Annotated in this window: 19 protein-coding genes; 11 read left to right on the plus strand and 8 right to left on the minus strand. The window is 70.9% G+C overall.

What is annotated here, in order from left to right; translation table 11 throughout:
- Positions 1 to 160 precede the first annotated feature (160 nt).
- Positions 161 to 3,790, plus strand: a complete 3,630-nt coding sequence (gene cobN / locus DKM19_RS19860) for a cobaltochelatase subunit CobN (RefSeq protein WP_110697259.1) — start codon at positions 161 to 163, stop codon at positions 3,788 to 3,790.
- Positions 3,791 to 4,093: 303 nt separating this feature from the next.
- Positions 4,094 to 5,524: a serine hydrolase gene (locus DKM19_RS19865; RefSeq protein ID WP_204358880.1), complete on the plus strand. Its 1,431-nt coding sequence runs from the start codon at positions 4,094 to 4,096 to the stop codon at positions 5,522 to 5,524.
- A gap of 153 nt (positions 5,525 to 5,677) precedes the next feature.
- On the opposite strand, the gene DKM19_RS19870 is transcribed toward DKM19_RS19865, so the two are convergent.
- Both DKM19_RS19870 and DKM19_RS19875 read right to left on the minus strand, forming a co-directional pair.
- Positions 5,678 to 6,766 (minus strand): CU044_5270 family protein, encoded by a 1,089-nt coding sequence (locus DKM19_RS19870; protein WP_239514340.1) that lies wholly within the window; start codon positions 6,764 to 6,766, stop codon positions 5,678 to 5,680.
- The gene (locus DKM19_RS19875) at positions 6,759 to 7,427 is read right to left on the minus strand and encodes an RNA polymerase sigma factor (protein ID WP_110697265.1); all 669 of its coding nucleotides are present in this window, start codon (positions 7,425 to 7,427) and stop codon (positions 6,759 to 6,761) included. The genes DKM19_RS19870 and DKM19_RS19875 overlap by 8 nt, the downstream gene beginning before the upstream one ends.
- A gap of 150 nt (positions 7,428 to 7,577) precedes the next feature.
- Between DKM19_RS19875 and DKM19_RS19880 the strand changes: the two genes are divergently transcribed.
- Positions 7,578 to 7,952: a hypothetical protein gene (locus DKM19_RS19880; protein ID WP_110697267.1), complete on the plus strand. Its 375-nt coding sequence runs from the start codon at positions 7,578 to 7,580 to the stop codon at positions 7,950 to 7,952.
- A 61-nt stretch (positions 7,953 to 8,013) separates the two neighbouring features.
- Here the strand turns inward: DKM19_RS19880 and DKM19_RS49565 are convergent, their stop codons facing one another.
- Positions 8,014 to 8,424: a hypothetical protein gene (locus DKM19_RS49565; protein WP_162641146.1), complete on the minus strand. Its 411-nt coding sequence runs from the start codon at positions 8,422 to 8,424 to the stop codon at positions 8,014 to 8,016.
- Between the two features lie 351 nt (positions 8,425 to 8,775).
- Between DKM19_RS49565 and DKM19_RS19890 the strand changes: the two genes are divergently transcribed.
- The gene (locus DKM19_RS19890; protein ID WP_110697269.1) at positions 8,776 to 9,333 is read left to right on the plus strand and encodes a dihydrofolate reductase family protein; all 558 of its coding nucleotides are present in this window, start codon (positions 8,776 to 8,778) and stop codon (positions 9,331 to 9,333) included.
- Positions 9,334 to 9,592: 259 nt separating this feature from the next.
- Here DKM19_RS19890 and DKM19_RS19895 read toward each other — a convergent pair whose 3' ends face one another.
- Both DKM19_RS19895 and DKM19_RS19900 read right to left on the minus strand, forming a co-directional pair.
- Entirely contained in the window at positions 9,593 to 10,108 is a 516-nt protein-coding gene (locus tag DKM19_RS19895; protein ID WP_204358881.1) for a DUF1772 domain-containing protein, read from the minus strand.
- Between the two features lie 124 nt (positions 10,109 to 10,232).
- Positions 10,233 to 11,075 carry an NAD(P)H-binding protein gene (locus DKM19_RS19900; RefSeq protein ID WP_204358882.1) on the minus strand — a complete coding sequence of 281 codons (843 nt, stop codon included), beginning with the start codon at positions 11,073 to 11,075 and terminating at the stop codon, positions 10,233 to 10,235.
- An 81-nt stretch (positions 11,076 to 11,156) separates the two neighbouring features.
- Between DKM19_RS19900 and DKM19_RS19905 the strand changes: the two genes are divergently transcribed.
- Positions 11,157 to 12,098, plus strand: a complete 942-nt coding sequence (locus DKM19_RS19905; protein ID WP_110697273.1) for an AraC family transcriptional regulator — start codon at positions 11,157 to 11,159, stop codon at positions 12,096 to 12,098.
- A 137-nt stretch (positions 12,099 to 12,235) separates the two neighbouring features.
- Here DKM19_RS19905 and DKM19_RS19910 read toward each other — a convergent pair whose 3' ends face one another.
- From DKM19_RS19910 to DKM19_RS19920, 3 genes are all read right to left on the minus strand, one after another.
- Complete coding sequence (locus tag DKM19_RS19910; protein ID WP_110705829.1) at positions 12,236 to 13,174, minus strand: siderophore-interacting protein; 939 nt, start codon at positions 13,172 to 13,174, stop codon at positions 12,236 to 12,238.
- 56 nt (positions 13,175 to 13,230) lie between these two features.
- Positions 13,231 to 13,926, minus strand: coding sequence for a CHAP domain-containing protein (locus DKM19_RS19915; protein ID WP_162641625.1), 696 nt, complete (start codon positions 13,924 to 13,926; stop codon positions 13,231 to 13,233).
- Between the two features lie 299 nt (positions 13,927 to 14,225).
- On the minus strand, positions 14,226 to 14,678 hold the full coding sequence (locus DKM19_RS19920) for an SDR family NAD(P)-dependent oxidoreductase (protein ID WP_239514341.1): 453 nt from the start codon (positions 14,676 to 14,678) through the stop codon (positions 14,226 to 14,228).
- A 19-nt stretch (positions 14,679 to 14,697) separates the two neighbouring features.
- On the opposite strand from DKM19_RS19920, the gene DKM19_RS51800 reads away from it, so the two are divergent.
- The 6 genes from DKM19_RS51800 (at position 14,698) to DKM19_RS19955 (ending at position 18,284) form a co-directional block, all read left to right on the plus strand.
- On the plus strand, positions 14,698 to 15,147 hold the full coding sequence (locus DKM19_RS51800; RefSeq protein WP_239514342.1) for a hypothetical protein: 450 nt from the start codon (positions 14,698 to 14,700) through the stop codon (positions 15,145 to 15,147).
- 448 nt (positions 15,148 to 15,595) lie between these two features.
- Positions 15,596 to 15,988 carry a hypothetical protein gene (locus tag DKM19_RS19935; protein ID WP_110697282.1) on the plus strand — a complete coding sequence of 131 codons (393 nt, stop codon included), beginning with the start codon at positions 15,596 to 15,598 and terminating at the stop codon, positions 15,986 to 15,988.
- The gene (locus DKM19_RS19940; protein WP_110697284.1) at positions 15,988 to 16,437 is read left to right on the plus strand and encodes a nitroreductase/quinone reductase family protein; all 450 of its coding nucleotides are present in this window, start codon (positions 15,988 to 15,990) and stop codon (positions 16,435 to 16,437) included. The genes DKM19_RS19935 and DKM19_RS19940 overlap by 1 nt, the downstream gene beginning before the upstream one ends.
- Positions 16,434 to 17,072 carry a TetR/AcrR family transcriptional regulator gene (locus tag DKM19_RS19945; RefSeq protein ID WP_110697286.1) on the plus strand — a complete coding sequence of 213 codons (639 nt, stop codon included), beginning with the start codon at positions 16,434 to 16,436 and terminating at the stop codon, positions 17,070 to 17,072. Before DKM19_RS19940 ends, DKM19_RS19945 begins: the two co-directional genes overlap by 4 nt.
- Positions 17,069 to 17,509 (plus strand): DUF1772 domain-containing protein, encoded by a 441-nt coding sequence (locus DKM19_RS19950; RefSeq protein ID WP_204358883.1) that lies wholly within the window; start codon positions 17,069 to 17,071, stop codon positions 17,507 to 17,509. The genes DKM19_RS19945 and DKM19_RS19950 overlap by 4 nt, the downstream gene beginning before the upstream one ends.
- Positions 17,510 to 17,606: 97 nt before the next feature.
- Positions 17,607 to 18,284 (plus strand): hypothetical protein, encoded by a 678-nt coding sequence (locus DKM19_RS19955; RefSeq protein WP_204358884.1) that lies wholly within the window; start codon positions 17,607 to 17,609, stop codon positions 18,282 to 18,284.
- Positions 18,285 to 18,403 lie beyond the last annotated feature (119 nt).

Here is an 18,403-nt window from a genome sequence, read left to right on the forward strand (position 1 = left end):
GCTTTTCGCCGTTCCCCCGCCACCCTGTGGCTTCCCCGAGCCGTACCGCCCCGCTTTCGCTTTCCCGATTCCCGGGCCGTACCGCCCCGCTCTCGTTGTTCCATCGCCATTTCGTGGCGTCGCCGGGCCGTACCGTCCCGCTTTCCCTGGAGTGTGGCGCGTGATCCTCCTGCTTTCGACCTCCGACACCGACCTGCTCAGCGCCCGCGCGAGCGGCGCCGACTACCGGCTGGGCAACCCCGCCCGAATCTCCACCGGAGACCTCCCGGCCCTGCTGGAGGGCGTCGAGGCGGTGGTGGTCCGCCTGCTGGGCGGGCGCCGGGCCTGGGAGGAGGGACTGGACGCCCTGCTCGCCGGGCCACGGCCCGTCGTCGTGCTCGGCGGCGAGCAGGCGCCCGACGCCGAGCTGATGGAGCTGTCCACCGTGCCCGGCGGGGTCTGCGCCGAGGCGCACGCCTACCTGGCCCACGGCGGACCGGCCAACCTCGTCGAACTCCACCGGTTCCTGTCCGACACCCTGCTGCTCACCGGGCACGGGTTCGCCGCGCCCGCGCCCACTCCCAGCTGGGGCGTGCTGGAGCGCGAGAACCGCCGTGAGGACGGGCCGGTCGTCGGGGTGCTCTACTACCGGGCGCACCACGTCTCCGGCAACACCGCCTTCGTCGAGGCACTCTGCTCGGCGATCGAGGACGCGGGCGGCCGGGCGCTGCCCGTCTACTGCGCCTCCCTGCGCACCGCGGAGCCCGGCCTGCTGGAGGAGCTCCGTACGGTGGACGCCCTGGTGGTGACCGTGCTCGCCGCGGGCGGCACCCGGCCGGCGACCGCGTCGGCCGGCGGGGACGACGAGGCCTGGGACGTCGGCGCGCTCGCCGACCTGGACGTGCCCATCCTGCAGGGACTCTGCCTGACCAGCAGCCGGGCGTCGTGGGAGGACAGCGACGAGGGACTGTCGCCGCTGGACGCGGCCACCCAGGTCGCGATCCCCGAGTTCGACGGACGGATCATCACGGTGCCGTTCTCCTTCAAGGAGATCGACGAGGACGGGCTGACCGTCTACGTGGCCGACCCCGAGCGGGCCTCGCGCGTGGCGGGCATCGCGGTACGGCACGCCGTACTGCGGCACATCCCCGCCGGTGAGCGGCGGCTCGTGCTGATGCTGTCGGCCTACCCCACCAAGCACTCCCGGATCGGCAACGCCGTCGGCCTGGACACCCCCGCGAGCCTGGTGCGGCTGCTGGCCGTCATGCGCGAGCGGGGCTACGACATCGGCGCCGAGGGCGAACTGCCGGGCGTGAGCGAGCAGGACGGCGACGCGCTGATCCACGCGCTGATCGCGGCGGGCGGGCAGGACGCGGACTGGCTCACCGAGGAGCAGCTCGCCGGCAACCCGGTGCGCATCGCGGCGAGTCGCTACGCCGAGTGGTACGCCACCCTGCCCGAGGACCTGCGCACCCGGATGGAGGCGCACTGGGGCCCGGCGCCCGGCGAGCTGTTCGTGGACAGGTCGCAGAACCCGGAGGGCGAGATCGTGCTGGCCGCGCTGCGCGCCGGCAACGTCGTGGTCATGGTGCAGCCCCCGCGCGGCTTCGGGGAGAACCCCATCGCGATCTACCACGACCCCGACCTGCCGCCCAGCCACCACTACCTGGCCGCCTACCGCTGGCTGGCCGACGGTTTCGGCGCCCACGCCGTGGTCCACGTGGGCAAGCACGGCAACCTCGAGTGGCTGCCCGGCAAGTCCAACGGGATGTCCGCCTCCTGCGGTCCGGACGCCGCGCTCGGCGACCTGCCGCTGATCTATCCGTTCCTGGTCAACGACCCCGGCGAGGGCACCCAGGCCAAGCGGCGCGCCCACGCCACCCTCGTGGACCACCTCGTCCCGCCGATGGCCCGCGCCGACACCTACGGGGACATGGCCCGGCTGGAGCAGCTCCTCGACGAGCACGCCTCGATCGCGGCGATGGACCCGGCGAAGCTCCCGGCGATCCGCGCCCAGATCTGGACCCTCATCCAGGCCGCCAAACTCGACCACGACCTGGGCCTCGCCGACCGCCCGCACGACGCGGAGTTCGACGACTTCCTGTTGCACGTCGACGGCTGGCTGTGCGAGGTCAAGGACGTTCAGATCCGCGACGGCCTGCACGTGCTGGGCCTCGCCCCCGAGGGCGAGCCGCGGATCGACCTGGTGCTGGCGATGCTCCGCGCCCGCCAGATGTGGGCCGGCAGCGAGGCACTCCCCGGCCTGCGCGAGGCCCTCGGCCTCGCCGAGGACGGTACGGCGGGCCGCATCGGCACCGACGAGGCCGAGACGCTGGCCCGCGCCCTGGTCGAGGCCATGGAACACCGGGCCTGGGAGCCGTCCGCCGCCGCCGACGTCACCGCCGCCGTCCTGTCCCTCGACACCGTCGCGGGTGTCATGGGGGGCGCCGTGGTGGACATCGGACTGGTGGAGCGGATCCTGCGGTTCGCGGCGACGGAGATCGTGCCCAGGCTGGCGCGGACCACCGACGAGATCGACGCGATCCTGCACGCCCTCGACGGCGGCTACGTGCCGGCCGGGCCGAGCGGGTCGCCGCTGCGCGGGCTGATCAACGTGCTCCCCACCGGCCGTAACTTCTACTCCGTCGACCCCAAGGCGGTGCCGAGCCGCCTGGCCTGGGAGACCGGCCAGGCGATGGCCGACTCCCTCCTGGATCGCTACCGGACCGACACCGGCGACTGGCCTCGTTCGGTCGGCCTGTCGGTGTGGGGGACCAGCGCCATGCGCACCGCCGGCGACGACGTGGCCGAGGTGATGGCGCTGCTCGGCGTGCGGCCGGTGTGGGACGAGGCCTCACGGCGGGTGACCGGGCTGGAGCCCATCTCCGCCGAGGAGCTCGGGCGCCCGCGCGTGGACGTCACGGTCAGGATCAGCGGGTTCTTCCGCGACGCGTTCCCGCACGTCGTGGCCATGCTGGACGACGCCGTACGGCTGGCCGCCGCCCAGGAGGAGCCCGAGGAGCAGAACTACGTCCGGGCACACGTGCTCGCCGACCTGGAGGGCCACGGCGACGAGCGCCGGGCCACCATGCGGATCTTCGGCTCCCGGCCGGGGGCCTACGGCGCCGGGCTGCTGCCGCTGATCGACAGCCGCAACTGGCGTGACGACGCCGACCTCGCCGAGGTCTACGCGGTGTGGGGCGGTTTCGCCTACGGCCGGGGCGTCGACGGGATCCCGGCCAGGCAGGACATGGAGTCGGCCTACCGCCGGATCGCGGTGGCGGCCAAGAACGTCGACACCCGCGAGCACGACATCGCCGACTCCGACGACTACTTCCAGTATCACGGCGGCATGATCGCCACCGTCCGCGCGCTCACCGGCAAGGCCCCCGCGGCCTACATCGGCGACAGCACCCGGCCGGACGCCGTCCGTACCCGGACGCTCTCGGAGGAGACCTCCAGGATCTTCCGTGCCCGGGTGGTCAACCCCCGCTGGCTGACCGCGATGCGCAAGCACGGTTACAAGGGGGCCTTCGAGCTCGCCGCCACGGTCGACTACCTGTTCGGCTACGACGCGACCACCGGGGTGGTCGCCGACTGGATGTACGACAAGCTGGCCGAGACCTACGTGCTCGACCCGGAGAACCAGGCCTTCCTCGCCAAATCCAACCCCTGGGCGCTGCACGGCATCGCCGAACGGCTGCTGGAGGCGGCCGGCCGGGGCATGTGGGAGCACCCCGACCCCGACATCCTGCGCGATCTGCAGGAGGTCTACCTCAAGTCCGAGGGAGACCTCGAAGACGACGCCTGACCTCCAGGGGCGGCATGACGCGGAACGGGATCCGGCGCGTCCGGATCCCGAATCCGATCAGTGATCACGGCGATCGGCCGCCGACCGGATGCGACCAGATGATTCCCCGTCCATCGGCGTATGGTCGTCCGATACCTGCCGCGTCCCGTTAAGTCATGGGGTAACGGGTTCGCGACATCGTGGTGCGACATCGCCGTTGGCGTCAGGTGCGATCAGCGTGTTCGCCGGGATCGCGGGTCTGCCGGTCGCCGGCGCGGCGCTGCCGGCCGACCCGATGGGGCGGTTCTGTTTTAGGGTGCCTGGATGCCTTCTCAACGCGCCCTGCTGCCACGGTCGACACCGGCCGCCTCGGGGATGTCGTCCCGCGCGGTCACCGCGCTGCTGGACCGGCTCGAAGCGCAGTCCATCGAGTGTCACTCCCTCATGGTCGTGCGCCACGGTCGCGTCGTCGCCGAAGGCTGGTGGGCGCCGTACTCGGCTGAGCGCCCGCACCTCCTCTACTCGCTGACCAAGTCGTTCACCTCGATCGCCGTGGGGCTCGCGATCGCCGACGGGCTGCTCTCGCTGGACGATCGGGTGGTGGACGTGTTGCCCGACCACGTTCCGGCAGACATCTCGGAGCAGGGACGCCGCCTCACCGTTCACCACCTGCTGTCCATGACGACCGGACACCGTACGGACAGCCTCGCCGAGGCCTGGCGACTGGAACCGGACGACCTGGTGAAGGGCTTCCTGCGCGTACCGTTTCCCGAGACCGAGGGAACACGGCACACCTACGACAATCCGACCACCTTCATTCTGGCCCGGATGGTGGAACGGGTCACGGGCCACGGCCTCCCGGAACTGCTCGACGAGCGCCTCTTCACGCCGATGGGCGTCGACCACGCCGAATGGGACCGGGTGGCGAGCGGTGCCGCCTTCGGATTCCACGGACTGCACCTCACGACCGAGGCCGTCGCCGCCTTCGGTGAACTGCTGCTGCGCGGAGGCCTGTGGGGCGACCGGCGGCTCGTCCTGCGCGAATGGGTGGAGCTCGCGACCAGGCGGCACATCGATACCCTGCACCTCGAGGACGGGTCGGGGGACGCCGACTACCTGTGCGGTTACGGCTACCAGTTCTGGGTGTCGCGTCACGGTCACCACGGTGACGGCTCCTTCGGCCAGCTCTGCGTGGTCGTCCCGTCGCACGATCTCGTGGTCGCCGTGACCGGCGCCCACACGAGGGCACAGGCGGTGCTCGACGCAGTATGGGAGTGCCTGCTGCCCGGCCTGGACCACGCGGGAAGCGTCCGGGACGACGAGATCCTCGCCGATCGGCTGCGGCGGCTGTCGTTCGCGCCGGTGCCGGGTTCGGCCGCCCCGGAGCGTTCCGTCAGGGCGAGCCTCGACGCCTCCGCCGGGGATTCGGCTCTGCCCGACGGAACCACGGTGATCGTCGATCCCGTGGACGGCGGGTGGCTCCTGCGACTCGGGTCGTCCCTCGACGTCGAGGCCGGCCACGGCGAATGGCGGGAAAGCTCACCGCTCGGCCGCCCCGTCGTCGCGGCCGGCGCCTGGCAGGGCGACACGTTCGTCGCCGACCTCTACGTCATCACCACCCCGCACCGGGTCCGGCTGGTGGTCGACGCCGGTGCGGGCACAGCGGTCGCGACGTGGAGCACCGTGCCCCTGACCGGCCCCGGTCTGGTGTTGCATCTGCGGTCGCCGCTGATGACGCGGCCCGATGTCGCGTAGGTGATATCGGCTGGACCCGCAAGCGGCGGCTACGGGATGTCTTGGTCTGGTTCGGACCGTGACCGATCATCGATGGACGCCGGACAGCGGAACAGACAGCCGAGCGTCGGGGCTTGAACGACAACGGAACGGTCAGCGGCGTTGCCGGGACCCCTACCCGGTCCGCGCCTCGGGCGCGTGGTCGACCACCTCGACCTTCAGCTGCGCCGTCGAGGTCAGCAGGGTGCCCTCGGGCGCTCCCGCCGTAGCCGCGTCCACCACGACGACGCGCTCACCCAGATACAGGTAGGTGGTGGAGTCGAAGATGTACTCGTGCCGTACCCCGCCGAACTTGTTGACCATGGCCACCGCGACCCCCCTGCGCCCGGCGGCGTCCTCGGCCTCGTCGACGGTCTCGACGCCGGGGATCGTGCCGGCCGCCCGGAACAGCGCGGCCCGCTGGGCGGACGGCATGTACGCCTGCGTGATCATCGAGCCGACGTTCCCCCACGCCGTGTAGTCGGCCAGGGGGTCCTGTTCCAGGCCCCGGTAGAGGTGTTCGCGCATTCCCGCGGGATCGGTGGGCAACCGGCTCAGGTGGGCGTAGTCGGTGCGCCGGTAGTCGGGACGGATGTCGTAGCCCGTGGGCTTCGACGGCTCCGCGATGCCTCCCTCCCGCCGCCTGGCCTCGGCGGGCAGCGGCTCTCCCGGGAACGGCTTGGGCGCGAGATGCTCGCTCGACACGACCCCGTCCAGGGGCGAGCCCTCGACCGGCAGCCACACCTTCAACAGGCTGCGATCCAGGTAGCGGACGTCCTTGCCGCCCTCCTTCAGCTTGACCGGGAACATGATTTGCAACTCGTAGGCGAGGAACTGTCCGGGCTTCGGGGCCAGATCGTCCCGCTCGCTCGCGGTGTCGGCGGCCCGCTGGAGGATCGCCGACATCGCCACGGGCGCCACCTGGACGGCGGATCCCCTGTCCGGCGAGAGAGGGGCGAAGTACGCGATTCCCGTGATCGCGGTGGCCGTGACCCCGATGGCGAGGCTCGTCCTGAGGTTCACCCGGAGAATCCCCCGCAGGCCCACCGGGCGGTCCGGCAGGCGGTACGTCCGGCCGGGCGGGCGCGTGGCTCGACGAGCGGGGGGCGAGGCGCCGAAGGCGGCGATCTCCGACAACAGCCGTTGCTCCTCGGCGCGCAGCTCCGCCGGGTCCGGCCGGGGCACTTCCGAGCGCAGCCGGTTCAACTGGGTCATCTCATTCATGGAAGGTCTCCTCGCTGACGGATGTGGGGTCGACTCCGCCGAGTTCCCTGCGCACCTTGCTCCTGGCCCGGTTGGCGCGCGAGCGGACCGTGCCCACCGGGATGTCCATCGCCTGGGCGGCCTCCACGTAGGTCAGGCCGCCCCACGTCACCAGCAGCAGCACGTCCCTGTGGCCCGCGGGCAGCCTCGCCAGGGCGGCCGCCAGCCTCCGCCGCACGGCGTCGGCGCTCAGCCGCTCGTCGCTGCGTTCGGTGAACGGGACGGTCACCGGATCGACGCCGGTCTGTTCGAGAACGCGCAGCTGCCGCACCTCGACGCGCTTGTGCCGCCTGATCAGGTTGGTCGCGATGCCGTACAACCACGGGCGCGCGCTGGGCTGCGACGGGTCGTAGCCCTCCCGCCCGCGGAACGCCGCCAGGAAGGTGTCCGCCACGACGTCCTCGGCCGCGTCGGCTCCCAGCCGCCGGGTGACGTAGCGCTTGATCTCCGGTGCGTGCCGGTGGAAGACCCCGGCGAACGCCTCCGGCTCCCGCCGGGACCGCTCGATGAGGAGGGCGTCGTCGGCCTCCGCCTCGTCGGCGGGGAAGAAGCCGCGATACCCCGCCCCGTCGGCGGGGAAGACGTCACGGTCTCCCGTCCGGGTCCGGCTCGTTTCGCTCATATCCGGCCTCTCGGCTCTCGGTCAGGACACCCGTTGTTGCCTTCCCGCGTGCCCGCGGTTCCCGAAAGCGGTACGGCGATTTCGGGATCCGTCCGGGCTGCCGCCGGCTCAGGTCATGCGCTTCGGCCGGCGAGCAGCCCCCGTTCCATCATGTCGGCTCCGTGCGCCATCCCGCCGGTGGCGGCGAACGACCAGGCGGTCGCCGCCGTACGCAGTTGGCGCGGTCCGCTCTTCAGGACCACGACCAGACCGTCCGGGCCATACAGCGGCAACTGGGCGAATCGCCGCCCAGGGCGTTCGACTCCTCCGAGCGCGCCGCCGCCCTCCTCGAAACTGGGCGAACCGCCGCCTGGTGCGTTCGACTCCTCCGAGCGCGCCGCCCTCCTCGAAGTCGTCGACAGCGAGCAGCCTCCGCTGCGCCCGGCCATCGGCGCCAACGACATGCGCACCGCCCTCAAAGCTCGCCTCGCCGAACTCGACGCCTGGCGCGACACCGTCATCTCCGTCGACACACCCGCCGCCTGACCGCAGGCACTCGGGCCATGCGAGGCCGGCCTTCGGTCCTCAGCGCCTGTCGCGACAATTCTCAGTGCCGGTCGCCGCGGTTGTGGTCACGGCGGTCGTTATCGCGGCGGTCGTGGTCGCGGCGGTTGTGGTCGCGGCGGTTGTGGTCGCGGTCGTAGTCGCGGTCGCGGTGGTTGCGGTCGTAGTGGTGGGAGCGGGCGTAATCGAAGGACACGGCCCTCCAGCCACCGTTGAACCACCGGTAGAAGCGGTGCCCGTCGAAGCGGTAGCGCTCGCCGCGGTTGGATGTGCTCACCGCCACGGTCTGGCTCGCGCTGACCGTGGCGGCCGAGACGGCCGCGGTGCTCGCGGTGCTCGCGGTGCTCGCGGTGGTCGCGGTGGCGGCCGAGGCGGCTCCGCCGGTGGAGGCGATGATGCCACCGGCGATCGCCAGAGTCGCGGCCGCCGTCGCCAGGCTTCGTGTGATCTTCATGTCATTTCCCCCTTGAGTGGTGCGCGCTGTTCTCAACGCGCACCCTCAAGCTAGATGGGTGAAATGTACTTTTCTGCGTACAAAGTCACATATAAGCCCCAATGCGCACTATGGCACACAAACGCCCTTTCTTGAAGTGTGACTCCGGCGCGTCCAACGCGGCGGTTCGGAGACCTCCAGAGGCGCGGACGGCGGCCTTGTCATCCGCAACGTCGGGTTCGCCGATCCCGGTGTGTTCGAGGCTTTTGGCCTGCCCCGGCAGATTTTTTCGACGAATTCGGCCGGGCGCGATGAGCCGGGCCGATGCCGCCGGTACGTACAGGTGAGCATCGATCGAAAGGGCCACTCATCGTGAGCGTCATCGTCATTCAGTTCATCACCTTGGACGGGATCGTGTCCGACCCGGACGGTTCCGGAGGCACACCGGCCGGGGGCTGGGCGTTCCGGCACGGGCCCGAGACCGTCGCCGGGGACAAGTTCCGGCTGGGGAGCACGCTGGACGACGGCGTCATGCTGCTGGGGCGTACGACCTGGCAGCTGTTCTCGCGGCTGTGGCCGGGGCGCGATGACGCGTTCTCCGCGCGGATGAACGCCGTGCCGAAGCTGGTCGCCTCTCGTAGGCTGACCGACACCTCGGCATGGGCGAACTCGAAGGTCATCGACGGTGACCTCATCGACGCGGTCAAACGCGAGCAGCGCGATGTGATCATCACCGGCAGCTTGAGCGTCGTGCGTGCGCTGATGGCCGACGACCTGATCGATGAGTACCGGCTCCTGACCTTTCCCACGGTTCTCGGCAGCGGCCGGCGGTTCTTCTCCGTCGGCGAACCTCCCGCGTACCTGGAGTGCCTGTCGGCCGAGCCGGTCGGCGCAGCCGTCCTCGCCCGGTACGGGAGGGCGGCAAGATGACCCTTCCGCTGTGGGACGGAGTATTGCGGGATCGTTGCCCGCGTATGGCGGACGCGGGGAAGGTCCCAGCGCAAGGGGGGGTGTTCCAGGAGCGAACCGACTTCATCTGCGGGGAACTGGAGCGGTTCTGGGCCGGCCACGACTGAGCGGAACCGGCCGGCCCGCTGCGGTGGGCTTGGCCGGTTCCGCGGATGTGAACCGCTCCTCGTGCGCCGCCCGCCCCCGATCATGAAGACGGCGCACGAGGAACGGTCGGAGATTACGACCCGCCCGGCGTCGCGAGGCGTCCGTACAGCACGAGGGCCCAGGTGAGGCAGCCGAACGCGGCCGTGCACGTCACCGCGCGGATGAGGTTCCAGCGGACCCATGTCGCCTCGAACTGCTCGCGCACCGCCGCGAGGTCGGTGATGTGGCGAGGATCTCCGGCGGCGTCGAGCATGTTGTTGAGCGGTACGTTGACGGCGGCGGTGATGACGAGCTGCGCCCCGTACAGGACGACCGCGGCCAGGATCCAGGGCAGTACGGATCGCCGGTCCTCGGAGAGATGGAGCACCGCGGCCAGGATGGTCAGCACCAGCGCGCCGAGGAAGCACACGAAGAACCAGCCGTTGAGGATCGCCGTGTTGATCCGCTGCATCGCCTCGACGAAGGTCCGGTCGCTCGCCCGGCCCAGCCCGATCATGACGGAATTGGCGTAGGCGTAGAAGAGGCCCGCCATGAGTCCCACGGTCACCGTGGCCGCGACCAGCACCACACTTCGGAACAACCCCAACATTTAATCCTCCATGACATGAATTGAATTTCCAGCACAAAATCGGACGCGCTTCTCGCGGAGATCATGCCTCCCCGGGCGGTCGCGAGGAAGGGCGGCGTCCGGCTCGTGCGCGGCCGCGGTCGCCCTACCGGCCGTCCCAGACGCCGGTGGCGGCGGTGGCCCGCGCGTAGTCGGCGAAGTCCCGGGGCTCCCTGCCCAGGGCGCGCCGGACGCCGTCCGTCAGGTGGGCGTTGCGGCCGTCCAGAACCCCGGTGAACAGGTCGAGAAGCGATGCCGCGTACTCGGCCGGCACGCCGTGCTCCGCCAGCTCGGCCGCGTACTGCTCGGGGGAGACGGGCACGTAGCGGACCTCCCGGCCGGACGCCGCGGCGATCTCCGCGGCCGCGTCCGCGAAGGTCAGCAGCCGGGGGCCGGTCAGCTCGTAGAGCTGCCCGGAGTGTCCGTCCTCCGTCAACGCCGCGAACGCGACGTCCGCGATGTCCTCGACGTCGACGAACGGCTCCGCCACGTCCCCGGCCGGGAACGCGATCACGCCGGCCAGCACCGGCTCCAGCAGGTAGTCCTCGCTGAAGTTCTGGCAGAACCAGCTCGACCGCAGGATCGTCCAGTCGGCGCCGGAGTCGCGCACCGTCTGCTCGCTGATCCCGGCCTCCTCCTCGCCCCTGCCGGACAGGAGCACCAGTTGCCGCACGCCGCTCTCGACCGCCAGCGCGGTGAACGAACGGACCGCGGTGACGGCTCCGGGGAACGCCAGGTCCGGCTGGTAGGCCAGGTATACCGCGTCGACGTTCTTCAGCGCGAGTGCCCAGGTGGCCGGATCCTCCCAGTCGAACGGCGGCTCGCTCGAGCGGGAACCGATCCGCGGCCGCAGGCCGGCCGCAGTGAGCCGCTCCGCCACCCTGCGGCCGGTCTTGCCCGTGCCGCCGAGGACCAGGGTCGTCTTCTGCCTGTGCGCGTTGTTTTCCATGCCATCAGTAAAGTGCCGTGCAGTGAGACGGAACATGGTTGAGAGGCTCAGTTCCATGTTCCTGCGTCTAAACTGAGGCGCATGGACGCATTCACCGGCCTTCTGGACGGACCTCGGGCCAGAGGAGCGTTCCTCCTCCGCTCGATCATGGATCCGCCCTGGTCCCTGCGCATCCAGGACCAGGCGCCGCTCACCCTCGTGGCCATCGTGCGAGGCGAGGCATGGGTGATCCCCGACGGGGGCGAGTCCGTGCTGCTGCGCCCCGGCGACGTCGCGATCGTGCGCGGTCCCGAGCCGTACACCGTCGCCGACGACCCGGCGACGTCGCCCCAGATCGTGATCCACCCCGGGCAGCGCTGCGCCACCCCGCAGGGGGAGGACCTGGCGCAGGCGATGGATCTGGGCGTCCGCACCTGGGGCGAGAGCCCGGACGGCTCGACGATGATGCTCACCGGCACCTACCAGATGAGCGGGGAGATCAGCCAGCGGCTGCTCGAGGCGCTGCCCCCGCTGCTGGTCCTGGCGGAGGACGCCTGGGACTGCCCCCTCGTCCCGCTGCTCGCCGCCGAGATCGTCAAGGACGAGCCCGGCCAGGAGGCGGTTCTCGACCGGCTGCTGGACCTGCTGCTCATCGCCGTCCTGCGAGCCTGGTTCTCCCTCCAGGCGGCCGAGGCCCCTGCCTGGTATCGGGCCCACGGCGACCCCGTGGTGGGCAAGGCCCTGCGGATGCTGCTCAACAATCCGGCCCATCCCTGGACCGTGGCCACGCTGGCCGCGGGGGTCGGCGTGTCCCGCGCGGGGCTGGCCCGCCGCTTCGCCGAGCTGGTCGGTGAGCCGCCCATGGCGTTCCTCACGGGCTGGCGGCTGGCCATGGCCGCCGATCTGCTGCGCGAGGGGGACGCCACCGTCGGCGCGGTGGCCAGGCAGGTCGGCTACGGCAGCTCCTTCGCCCTCAGCACCGCCTTCAAGCGCGTGCGCGGCATCAGCCCGCAGGAGCACCGCGTGGGGGCATCCACGGGGTGATCCACGGCCGGGCGTGGTCACCGCGGAGGCGGCCGGACGCTCGCCGCCGAGGAGCTGCCGAGGAGGCGACCGGGCCGACGGCGCCCGATCTGACGGCGCCCGATCTGACGGCGCCCGCTCGCCTCCTCGGCAGGGGCTCAGCCGATCTCCGAACGTCCCAGCCGCCAGTAGCCCATGAAGGCGACCGACGACCGGTCGATCCCCGCCTCCTGGACGAGGTGGCGGCGGAGCAGCTTGACCATGCCGGCCTCACCCGCCAGCCAGGCGTAGAGGCCGTCGCCGCCGGGGACCTCCGGGACGTCCCAGAGGGTCTCCACCTCGATGTCGACGTCCTCCAATGTGACCGCGCCCGTTCTCGCCGCCGTGGCGGGCCCGGTGATCCCGGCGAGGACGCCCCGGACGGCGGGGATGAGCAGGTCGCCGTGGCCGGCTCCGTCGCGGGACAGCCAGATGACCTCCACTCCCGGCCGGACGTCGAGGGGGAGCACGTCGCCGGGGCCGGGAACCTCGAGCAGGACCGTGGCCCGCACCTCGCCGGAGAGCGCCTCGGCGATGGTGGTGACGGCGGGGACGGCCGTCTCGTCGCCGACCAGCAGCAGGTGCGCCGCCCCGGCGGGCGGAGCCCACTCCTGACCGCCGGTGGGGCCGGGGTAGGCGGCGTTGGGACCGATCACCACGGCCCGGTGGCCGGGGGCGGCGCGGATCGCCCATCGGGAGGCGGGACCGGTCTCGCCGTGGAGTACGAAGTCGACGTCGAGCTCGCGCAGCTCCGGCCGTACGGCGCGCACGGTGTAGGTGCGGATCGGGTTCTGCAGCTCCGCGGGGAGCGCACGCCAGCGCCGGTACCAGTCGTCGCCGCCGCCGACGGGGGTGAAGCCGCCGTCGGGCAGCGGGAAGACCACCTTGATCCTCTGGTCGAAGCCCTCGTCGGCGAAGTCGGACAGCTCCTCGCCACCGAAGGTGACCCGGACGAAGCTCGGGCTGAGCCGTCGCGTACGCAGGACCTCCACGGAGAAGGGGCGGTAGGCGGGAACCTCCGTCGCACGCTCTAGGGTCTGATCGCTGCCGGCTGTCATCGCGTCGCCTTCGCTCGGGAACATCGTCGCGAGCAACTTAGCTTTGCCTAACCTTATTAATCAAGCCCGTACGGCTCACGCCGCCCGCGCCTCCTGCGGTGACGCCCCGTCGAGGTGTGGGGACGCAGCCTGGACAGGATGAACGTCATGCCGAGGATGAAGGTCAGCAGCGCCGCGACGGGGGCCACCTCCAGGGAGATCGGGGACGTCCCGGAGTAGTCGGTCAGGATCATGGAACCGGGCACGAGCGCGGGGCGGACCTCGATCCGCCCCGCCGCCTGCAGGGTGGACACGTCCTTCCCTGTCGTGACGCCGGTCAGGTTCTCCTTGACCTTGCGCGGCAGCCCGTAGCCGACGACCTTGCTCTCGTCGCGTTCCTTGCGCTTGAGCCAGACACCGTCGACGTTTCCCTCGATGGTGTGGATCGTTCCACTCTCCAGTCGCTCCACGATGCCCACGTGGTCGATGCCCGTGATGTCCTTGCCGCCCGACCAGTCGAAGAAGATCAGGGCCCCGGCCTCGGGCGTCTGTGACCACGCGCCCTGCGTCTCGAACCAGCGGGCGTGGGAGGGCGTCCAGGCGAACTGGCCGACGAATTCCTTGACGCCCGCCTGCTCCGCCGCCCAGGCGATGAACATGTCGCACCAGGGGGCCGTCTTGTACTGGGCGTCCTGGTCGACCGTGAGCGAGTACCACTCGCCGAACTTGCTGTGCAGGCCGGGCCCCTCCCGGTATCCGAGTTCCGGCTCCATGATTCTGAGCAGATCGTTACCGATCGGATCCATGGCCGTCAGCCACCCCGTCCACTCTCCTACGCCCCTCCCCGAAGGGTGGCCACCGCCCGACAAGGCTGGACTGTATTAGGAGAAAAATGGAAAAGTAGGGCTATTCGCGCAAATGGTCCAGTAAAAAGGCCGTTGAATACCGGATTTGATGGAGGGAATGAAATTGGGCCTTTCATCATCTATCATCAGCCGCCTATCGAGATCATCCGCCGACGGAGATCGCACGGGCGACTCGGTTCGGTGACGGCACCGGCAGGGATCCGTCGTCAGGCGGCGGTCAGCCCGCCGTCGATCGCGAGCGCGGCCCCGGTGACGAACCTGGCCTCGTCGCTCAGCAGGAACGCCACGAACGCCGCGATCTCGTCCGGCCGGCCGACCCGCCCGACCAGGTGCATCGCCCCGGCCACGCGCAGGGACTCCTCAGGGCTCGGGCCCATGCCGGCGCGCAGCAGCGGGGTGTCGACGCCGCCGGTGATCAGGGCGTTGATCCGTATGCCGGCCGCGGCCGTGTCGAGTGCCGCCGAGCGGGTGAGCCCGACGACGCCGTGCTTGGCGGCGCTGTAGGAGGCCATGCCCGCTGCCCCGGTGACGCCGAGGTTGGAGGAGTTGTTGACGATCGCGCCGCCGCCGCAGGGCCGCCGGCTCCTGGAGCCGGGGAACGGGGACCGCCCGGTCGAATAACATGTGATCGCACCTGTGCGGCATGTGCGACAGGGCACGAAGGCGGATTGGGTTTCTATGTTCGACGACAAGACGCAGGAGACTCTCCGGCGTCTGCTGGACCTCGCCGAGCATCCCGCGACCCCGCAGACGGAGCGGACCCTGGCCATCGCGCGGATCCGGGCACTCATCATGGTTCCGGACGGCGACGCCCGCCGGGCGCCGGTCACCCCGGCCATGGAGACCGACCTCCTCAGGAAGATCAGGCCGCTGGCCCGGCGGGTCGACGAGGAGCTGGTGAACGAGGTGCACGGAGACCTCTACACCTTCAGCACCCGCTACCGGGTGATCGGCGAGATCGCCGACGAGATGGCCGTCCTGCTCGAACACTGGAGCGCGGTCGTCCCGCAGAAGCGGCACCGGTACGAGGAGACGGTCAAGGTCGCCGCCGCGAAGCTCGCCTACCTCCTGGAGCGGCGCGACCTGTTCCGCAAGCCGAAGTGGGGCAACCGCCCCCGGACGAAGTAGGCCGCGCCGACCTGACCACGGGACCGCTCTTCAACCCGCGCCGGTGCCGCACGGCCGCGACCGTCTTGCCGCGAACCGCGTAGCCCTTCAGGAGCTCCTCGTCGCGGGCGTCGTTGACACCTTCGACGTAGGGCTCGCCCGGCTCGGCGGGGCGACCCACCTCGAGGACGACCCGCTGCAAGAGGTCCGCGGGCATCCGGGCCTTGCCGCAGAACGCCGACGCGCAGGGCTCTACGGGTGCACCCCCATGGTTTCGGGCTCCTGGAAGCCCTCGGGGATGATCGGGCCGGTCGGCTCCTCCCAGCAGGTTCGCATTTCATGGCACAGGCCCGAGTGCCGGGCTTGGTCGGTGGCGTGCATTCGGTCGAAAGAAGTCGTCAACGGAACCTGCAGAAGTACGTTAACGTGCGTTACTATAACCATTGTTAACCTACTGGGAGGGGGAGCAGTGCTGGATCAGCTGGGACGGGCGCTCGCCGCGGAGGACGCCACTGCCGTGTCCGCGGTGCTGGCCGAGGACGTCACCCTGCGGGTGGCGGTGCACGACGAGCCGATCGAGGGGATCGGTGCCGCGTCTCACGTCATCGGGGCCGTGCTCGACGGGGCGCTGCACGACATCGAGGTGTCGGCGACCATCGTCGGCGACACCTCGGTTCTGATGTTCAGCGCCCAGGTCGCGGGCCACCCCGGCCGGGCCGACGGGCTGCTCGTCGCCCGCCAGGACCGGGACGAGCGGATCTCGGATCTCACGGTGTTCGTCCGGCCGCTCGCGGCGTTGCAGGCGCTGGCCGACGAGATGGGTCGGCGGCTGGGTGTGCCGCGCCCCGGCGGTGTCGTCTGATGGCCACCCCATCGCTGCGCAACTGGATCCCGGCCGCGATCCTGTCCTCGCCGCTGCACCCGGTGATGAGCCGGAGGAGTCTCCTGCTGAGCTTCACCGGGCGCCGCAGCGGCGCCCGCTACGTCACCCCCGTCAACTACCTCCAGCGTGACCGCGAGCTGCTGGTCACCACGAAGGGGGAGTGGTGGCGTAACTTCGACGGCGGGGCGCCGGTGGAGCTGCGGCTGCGGGGCCGCCGGGTCGCGGCGGTGGCCGAGGCGGTGCGCGAGCCTGCCGTTGTGGCCGAGGCGCTCACCGCACTCGTGCGTGACCACCGCGCGTACGGGCGCTGGGCGCGGGTCCGGGTCGGCGCGGACGGCACCCCGGACACCGCAGACGTACACGCGGCTGTCGCGAGCGGCCGGGTTCTGGTCCGCGTGATGCTGGACGGCGGGACCGGCACCCCATGACCGCACCGCACCGCAGGCGCCGTGGCACCGGGCACGAGCTGCGTGAAGTGGTGATCCGGGTGGCCGCCGACCTGCTGGCGCGGCTCGGCGACGCCGACGCGCTCACCATGCGGGCCGTCGCCGCCGCCGCAGGCGTCACCGCACCCTCGGTGTACCGGCACTTCCCGGACAAGGAGTCGTTGCTGCGTGTTGTCATCGCCGAGCGGTTCGCCGAGTTCACCGAGCGGCTCGAAAGCGCCGCCGTGTCCGCTGCCGGCGACCCCGTCGCGCGGCTCGAGGCGATCGCCAGGGCGTACGTCCGGAGCGGTCTGGAGCAGCCGGGGCACTACCGGGTGCTGTTCAGCGCCATGAACGCGGGCCCGGCCGGGCTGGGGCTCGAGCCCGGCGCCGCGCATCCCGGCGCGGCCTCCTACAAGGTGCTGGTCGACGCGGTCAGCGCGTGCCTGTCGCCCGCCCGCCGCGATGCGGCGTTCGTGCTGGCCACCGAGCTGTGGGCCTCCCTGCACGGCGCCATCGACCTGCGCATCACCAAACCCGACATGCCATGGCCCGAGCCCGACGCGCTGATCGAGACGGCGTTGACCGCCGTGAAAGCCGCGTCGCCGCCGGGGCCACTACCCGCGGAGTCGCCGTGAACCTGCTCGTCTTCGTCACGCTGGCCGTCACCGGTTTTGTCGCCTGTTCCGAGTTCGGCTCCTACGCCTTCGTCCATCCTGTGCTGCGCCACCTGCCCGGCACCGAACGCATCACCGTCGAGAAGGGCCTGCTCAAGACGTTCGGGCGGGTCATGCCGGTCGGGATGACGCTGTGCGTGGTGCTCGCGGTGGCCGTCGCGATCGAGGGCGGCGGGCCCGGGTGGCTCGCCTGGTCCGCGGCGGTCGCGTTCGCCGTCGCGGTGGGGTTCACCGTCGCCGTCAACGTCCCGATCAACATCGCCACCGGACGCTGGGACCCGGCGAACCCGCCCGCCGGATGGGAACGGACCCGCCGCCGCTGGGAGTTCTTCCAGGGCGTGCGCTCCTGGCTGCTGCTGATCGGTTTCGTCCTGGTCTGCGCGGCAGGCACCGTCTGACCAGCGCGCGCCGACACCACGGTCCGTTGTCCCGACATGTGGCAATTCAGGGCACGTGCTCGCCCCTATCACGTCAAAAATGAATACGGAGGCAGTCATGGGCTTCTCTCGAATCACCGGCATCGCCGCTCTTGGCTTCGCCATCACGATCGTCCTCGCCAACGCGATCATGGTGCCCGCCGGCCTGCCGCTCACCGGTGCCGAGATCGGCGAGGTCAACGCGTTCTTCGGCGCCGAGGGCGAGGTCGTGGCCATCGCGTCCGCGCTCACTCCCTCCGCCTGGCTCCTGGCCACCTTGTTCGGCGCGGGCGCGGTCTCCGCGCTGCGGCGCTTCGAACGCGGCCGGGGCGAAGCGTGGTCACTGATCGGATTCACCGGCCTGGCACTGCAGAACGCCACCTTCGCCGCGGTCATCGCGACCCGCCTCGCGCTCACGTCGACGGCCGCGCGCGACGGCGCCACGGCCGGGGGACTGTGGGCCCTGCACGACGCGCTGTTCACCCTCAACGGCACCTTCCTGGCACTCGCCCTCATCGGCCTGTCCGTCGCCGGCCTGCGCGCCGGTCTCATCCGGCCGTGGCACGGCACCCTGGGGCTGGCATCGGCCGCGCTGCTGTTCGGCTCGGCCACTCTCACCCCCCTGGTCATCGACCACACCGGCCCCCTCGGTCTCCTCGGCCTCGCCGGCTGGCTGATGTGGGTTGCCTGGATCATCGCGTACGGCATCACCCTGATCCGCCTGAACCCGGCCTCGTTGTCGCACGAGGTGAGCTGACCAGCCGACGAGGGCCCCTCCACGACAGAGCCTGAGGGGCCGGGAGGACGGAGCAATCGTCACCTCATCCCGTAACCGGCGGTAGCGGGCTACGTGCTCATCAGAGGGGAAATCCACGG

The sequence above is a fragment of the Streptosporangium sp. 'caverna' genome (assembly GCF_003203775.1).
In the GTDB taxonomy this organism is placed as follows: domain Bacteria; phylum Actinomycetota; class Actinomycetes; order Streptosporangiales; family Streptosporangiaceae; genus Streptosporangium; species Streptosporangium subroseum.